General features: G+C 39.9%; 5 protein-coding genes and 3 pseudogenes. 1 reads left to right on the top strand and 7 read right to left on the bottom strand.

Translation table 11 applies throughout. The annotated features are described in order from the left end of the window. Positions 1 to 225: 225 nt before the first annotated feature. The 5 genes and pseudogenes from H6G97_RS54145 to H6G97_RS44875 all read right to left on the bottom strand — a co-directional run. Positions 226 to 324, bottom strand: a pseudogene (locus tag H6G97_RS54145) (IS5/IS1182 family transposase); the annotation flags it as partial. A 386-nt stretch (positions 325 to 710) separates the two neighbouring features. Continuing rightward, positions 711 to 1,271, bottom strand: a complete 561-nt coding sequence (locus H6G97_RS44890; RefSeq protein ID WP_190946925.1) for a WGR domain-containing protein — start codon at positions 1,269 to 1,271, stop codon at positions 711 to 713. Positions 1,272 to 1,291: 20 nt separating this feature from the next. After that, positions 1,292 to 1,568: pseudogene (locus H6G97_RS44885) on the bottom strand (IS4 family transposase); the annotation flags it as partial. Between the two features lie 6 nt (positions 1,569 to 1,574). Then, positions 1,575 to 2,285, bottom strand: a complete 711-nt coding sequence (locus tag H6G97_RS44880) for a DUF4336 domain-containing protein (protein ID WP_190946924.1) — start codon at positions 2,283 to 2,285, stop codon at positions 1,575 to 1,577. 30 nt (positions 2,286 to 2,315) lie between these two features. Next, positions 2,316 to 2,822 carry an MAPEG family protein gene (locus tag H6G97_RS44875; protein ID WP_190946923.1) on the bottom strand — a complete coding sequence of 169 codons (507 nt, stop codon included), beginning with the start codon at positions 2,820 to 2,822 and terminating at the stop codon, positions 2,316 to 2,318. 195 nt (positions 2,823 to 3,017) lie between these two features. Here H6G97_RS44875 and H6G97_RS44870 point away from each other — a divergent pair, with 195 nt between their 5' ends. Continuing rightward, complete coding sequence (locus H6G97_RS44870) at positions 3,018 to 3,830, top strand: helix-turn-helix transcriptional regulator (RefSeq protein WP_190946922.1); 813 nt, start codon at positions 3,018 to 3,020, stop codon at positions 3,828 to 3,830. A gap of 285 nt (positions 3,831 to 4,115) precedes the next feature. Here the strand turns inward: H6G97_RS44870 and H6G97_RS44865 are convergent, their stop codons facing one another. Both H6G97_RS44865 and H6G97_RS44860 read right to left on the bottom strand, forming a co-directional pair. Further along, complete coding sequence (locus H6G97_RS44865) at positions 4,116 to 4,472, bottom strand: hypothetical protein (protein WP_190946921.1); 357 nt, start codon at positions 4,470 to 4,472, stop codon at positions 4,116 to 4,118. A 377-nt stretch (positions 4,473 to 4,849) separates the two neighbouring features. Then, positions 4,850 to 5,107: pseudogene (locus tag H6G97_RS44860) on the bottom strand (AAA family ATPase); the annotation flags it as partial. Positions 5,108 to 5,221 lie beyond the last annotated feature (114 nt).

Genomic DNA, 5,221 nt, shown 5'->3' with positions numbered 1-5,221 from the left:
CAAAGCTACTAAATTAGCGATTTCACGCATTGATACTAGGAGAATACGTGATTTTTCATCGGACAATGAATTAAATTTTTCTGTGAATAAATATTTATCTGTTTTCATCAACTTCCCTAATTTAATAAAGTCTGCTAAGATGCTGCTTGAAAAGTTTTAGTAAGTTAAATGTTATGCTAGTCGCCTTAGCATACTACGGATGATAGCAAAGTAGATTAATGTCTCCTATGTTTCAGGCAATAATTCATTGTCTCTAACCAATCGCCGACACCCCATTAACCAGCCAAAAGTCCGCTCCACAACCCAACGTTTTTTGAGCAGGACACCAAGACCCGCAAAACTAACCCGTCCGGTATCGACTCTCATAAATCGCTTGCGCCATGCAAATTTTCTTGCCCGCATCGTAGCCCACAGCTTTATGTACCATTGCAGCAGTTTTCACACTTTGACTATCAATGATTGCCTCTGACTGACCTATAATTGTTGCTATAATCTTGCTTTACATATTTTTGATTAATTACTGTATAATAACTTGTTATCGCCTATATTCTTATAGAAAAAATATTGCCGAATATAGCTATTAACCAAAATTTCCCCAGGCAGACAAAATAATTCATCGCTCCTACTCCAGCAAATCCAGTCAACATTAGGGATGCGATTGCAAAAAAATTAAAAGTGTGGCTAGCTTTTGCCAGTCACACTCTTTAAACCTAAAGATGCCGCCAGAAGTTCTTGCTGATAGTCTTGAGACTGACAACTGCCGTTTCTGTTGTTGCTTCAGGGGCATGACCAACAGCCACCGCAGCAACAATTGGTACAGGTGTCGCTAACAGAGAATTGAGTAATTCTTGTTGATAGTCAATATCTGCTACTGTGCGGTAAACTCTGTGATAATTTATCTGCATCCCCAAAGGTGTTGGGACAATTTTCAGATACTCATTAAGAGCAGATATGTAGGTATCACCAAAATTCTGGAGAGCAACAGCCGGACGGATAATATTCAACAATTGAATAGCTCGTCTAATGTCTGCAACACTGCGGCTAGCATCAATCTCTGGCTGACTTTCGCTGTAGCCTTTGGCTTTCTTTTCGGCTACCAGATTGTTAAATTTACTAACCGCTCTCTGATAATTGCCTAATGTGTGGACTTTAGTCTGCGCTTGATAACCGACTCTGCCCCACTGCACTGTTAAGTTACCATCTTCGACAATGGCCGCCCAGAATTTATTGCTGTTCTGAATAGCATCAACAAAGACTAAATAGGTTTCCATGTTTCAATACCTTTGCCAATTTACGAGGGTTCAACGCCTGAAGAAACGTTATGAATACGTCCTAAAGCAGTAAGCTTGGCAAAAATATTGGTTAATAAAATAGGCTCAGGCATTTCCGGAAGCATTTTTAAAATTTCATGAACATATCGAAAACCACGGTAGTGAGCCTTAAGATCAATAATGCCCGAATCGGGATTGAGAGGCGCGAAAATCAGCCAGAAGATGGTGGGATAAATTGACCATGAAGAATGCTAGATTAGCAGCATTAGTCACAGATGTTTGGCTTAAGTTCATAAAATATCGCTACAAAGGCATTTCTAAAAACCACTCATACCCTGTTTTAAACTGAGGTTTACCATTTTGTTCAATTATGCTTCCATGCGCCATGATTACTCGTTCAAAATTCCAAGTAAGAAGCTGTTGAATTGACCGTTTGACTTTGACTTTATCCAGAGTTGCAAATTTTTCTAATAACGATGGACGAAGTTGATTGTAAGCACCTAAAAGTTTTGCTATTAACCTTACGCTTGGTGAACATTGATCGTCAAAATGAAAAACTGTATCAGTGACAATTAAAGTTCGGCTTTTGACATGAAAAAAGACACATTCATTGAGTGGTGAACATCCACTAGTACCCAATGTGTTGAATCCTTGTACTAATAAATATTCAACTCCATCAATCGCGTGAATGCTGCGATTGCTAATAATCTGGTTGATTTGCAAATCCGGTCGTTTGCGCTCTAGACCAGATACTGTCCATAGTTTGGCACGGGGGTAGCACAGCTTGAAATCAGCAACAAATAGATGATGGTATAAGTTGGGGACGACAATGTAAGTTACTTCTCCTAATTGATTTAGCTCATTGATAGTGGTTTCATCCATTTCAATAGGTGAAATCACCATTAATTTACCACTGGTCAGACGAATCACGGTCATCCTTGTCCCTACTTCCAAGCCAAAATATTTTAGAGGTTGTTCAGCAACCCAAAGGTCGGTATCAATTGCTTTGAGCATTATAATTTTTGAGTTAGGGTCATCGCTGAACTATAAAAATTGCTGCACGCTGTAGTAAAGACAAACCAGGCTACCGACGAGATAAACTAGCCAAGTTCCGAAAAAACCGATCGCCCTACCCGGTGATGGGCCATAGGTGTGTATTAACCCCCAGGCATGGCTAATCCGAGCTAGCATTAATAGAGTACCTAGCATCCACAACAGTCCGTTAAAAGCCTGCATCAACTCTAAGACAATTAAGAATATGAGGCTTTGAGGTACGTATTCTGTAAAATTACCATGCGCTCGGATAGTACGCTGCAACGCCCCATCTTCTATGTTTTTCGTTAAAATAAACTGTTGTGTCATTTTTTCTACAAACTTTGCCCAAGCATTCGGTGAAGCTAGGTAATTGGGCTGTGAGGCAACTTCAGATAGAGATGCACCATGCCAAATTCGAGTCCGGGTGCGTTCCATTGCCACTCGATAGGACAAACCTAGAGCAAGCAGCCCATGACAGCCGATAAAAAAGGTTGAAATCGGAATTAGAACAGGCATTGACAATTACTCAAATTAAAATCCTAACTTTGAAAATACTTGGCTGCAATCATTACTGTCTTTTCAATTCTTGCGGAATCTCGAAATCTGATTTTTGAGATAATAGGGTATTGCATTTAAATTGCTGTTAACACTTGATTGCCTCTGCCCATGAATCTGCTAAAAGAGTTTTTGTTCAATCCCCCAGAATGCATAATGCCCCTTGATCAGCCTCCACTAGAAACTTTGCCCCAGTGGGGGCACTGGCTAGAAACACCAGAGTTAATGGTAGCAATCATTCCGCCAGGGCACTTAGAAGCCAATATTCGCTCACCACTTAACCTTGTGGTAACAAGTTTTGGGGAAACTCGTGGGATTGCTGCCTTCAATGCTGATCGACTGCAACCTTACCAAGCACTACCAGGAGGTTTTGATATTGTGCCGCAAGGTAGTACTTATACTTCGGTGGAAGATGCTTCTTGTTTTGTAGTATTTGGATATTCCCAATCTTTTCTACAGCGTATAGTCCAAGTAGAAGCAGAGGGGCAGACGATTGAATTAGAGCCAGGGCAAATTCCTAAGACTCATTGGGGATTGAGTGCTGCACTTGCTATGCAAGAGTTTTTTGATAATGGACAAACTGGTGGTGCATTTTACTTAGAATCAGTTGCAACGGCAGTGTTGGCACAGATAATTTACCGACGTTCAAGCCTATCTGGACGGCTCAAACGTCCACCAGAGTTTTTAGACCCAAATTTGTTAAAGGTTGTCTTAGAATACATCAGAGCAAATCTATCCCAGGAACTTAACCTTAACCTTAACCAGATTGCTGCCACAGTAGGATTCAGTCCCTATCATTTTGCACGAGCATTTAAAGTTACAACTGGACTATCACCTTATCAATACGTCCTGCGGTGTCGGCTGGAACTTGCCCAGCAACTCTTACGAAACCAAAAGCGATCGCTAGCACAGGTAGCCGCAGAAGCGGGATTTGGCAACCAGAGTCACATGACATCTGTGTTTCAATGAATGCTACACACAACTCCAAAGCGTTATCAGCAGTTTTCTCACCAGAACGCAAAGATTCTAAAATAGCTTGATTAATGGGATTCATAATTCTTTCATAGTAATTTATTTAGATATTAACTAGAAGAATTCATCTATTTTGAATAAATCTGTCTGAATAGTTAGGAAATTAATAAAAATTCCGATTAAAAATCTACCGATTATATGAGATCACTTCTCAACTATGACTTTTTATTTTTGATTCATGAGTAATGAATTCTTATTGTAGACTCTATCCTCTGAATGTTATTAGTGAGACTCGTTACCAAAAGAAGTACTTCCAAGAAAGCTAGAAAAAGTAACTAGCATCCAACCGAAACAAATATGTTTTTGGGTTTGCCAATCGTATCTCTCTTCTATTATCGGGATTGTGTTAGCTTCAACAATTTCTAATCCCCAGTAGCTCAATGCACTGATGCCAAACAACATAGCGCTGACGATAGACAATTTAGCGATGACTTTAAAAATGTAATTGCTTAAAGTAGGCGTTGTTTGAAAGGATTGTCTGTGACGATGATGGATAGTGAGTTCAGTTGGAGCTACAACCAAAACATCTCTTGGTTTTTGTTGAGTGAGTTGGGAGACAACTTGTTTATTATCAGTCATGGGTCGAACCAAAGCTTGTTGGTTGTAGCTAGATTATTTTCAGTAACTATATTGTAAACTTTCGTTAGGTGGATATGGTTAAATTTACATAAAATTTCTCTATTCAGAAAAGATATTCTAATGGTTAAACGAGGTCATACGCAAAAACCCAGAGGACAAACAAGCGATTAAACTGGAAGTAAGTTAGAAATATCCCCCAGTGCATACTGCACTAAGGGATATACTTAATCAATCCGCATCGCTATGGTAAATTGGCTCTACATAATCCAGTACAGATTCATCGGCAATAATCTCTGTCCTTGTGCTAAGTGACGTAATTTGAGTGTCCATTTCTGGGATATCAATTCCTGACCTCTCACATATTTCTCTTATTTTTTCGCCTCCAAATACTCCGATTCCAGATGAATGCCAAAGCGTTGTAGATGAATCCCTAGAATCTGTACACGCTCAGGCTCCGTAGGAAGATCAATAAAGAAGTTTTCATCAAATCTTCCCTTCCTCTTTAGTTCACTTGGCAGCGCAGATGGGTCATTACAAGTTGCCACGACAAACACGCCACTGGTTGATTCCGACATAAACGTGAGGATATTGCCTAGAATCCTTTGACTGACTCCACTTGTATCGCCACTACCGGAGCATCGGTGATAGGTTAAGATAAAGCACATTTTGTCAATCAGTTAAAATACTCAAAATAAGTTAAATGAAAACGATAATCGTGCAGGTGGGAGGGGAAGGAGGCGAGCGTCGCT

This window comes from Nostoc flagelliforme FACHB-838, from assembly GCF_014698065.1.
Taxonomy (GTDB): Bacteria; Cyanobacteriota; Cyanobacteriia; order Cyanobacteriales; family Nostocaceae; genus Nostoc; species Nostoc flagelliforme_B.
This window is presented reverse-complemented; position numbering and strand designations above follow the sequence as displayed.

What these genes read in the sequence shown, in the direction of transcription:
- H6G97_RS44890 (WP_190946925.1), bottom strand. Translation starts at nt 1,271, where the DNA reads ATGGAAACCTATTTAGTCTTTGTTGATGCTATTCAGAACAGCAATAAA.
- H6G97_RS44880 (WP_190946924.1), bottom strand. Translation starts at nt 2,285, where the DNA reads ATGCTCAAAGCAATTGATACCGACCTTTGGGTTGCTGAACAACCTCTA.
- H6G97_RS44875 (WP_190946923.1), bottom strand. Translation starts at nt 2,822, where the DNA reads ATGCCTGTTCTAATTCCGATTTCAACCTTTTTTATCGGCTGTCATGGG.
- H6G97_RS44870 (WP_190946922.1), top strand. Translation starts at nt 3,018, where the DNA reads ATGCCCCTTGATCAGCCTCCACTAGAAACTTTGCCCCAGTGGGGGCAC.
- H6G97_RS44865 (WP_190946921.1), bottom strand. Translation starts at nt 4,472, where the DNA reads ATGACTGATAATAAACAAGTTGTCTCCCAACTCACTCAACAAAAACCA.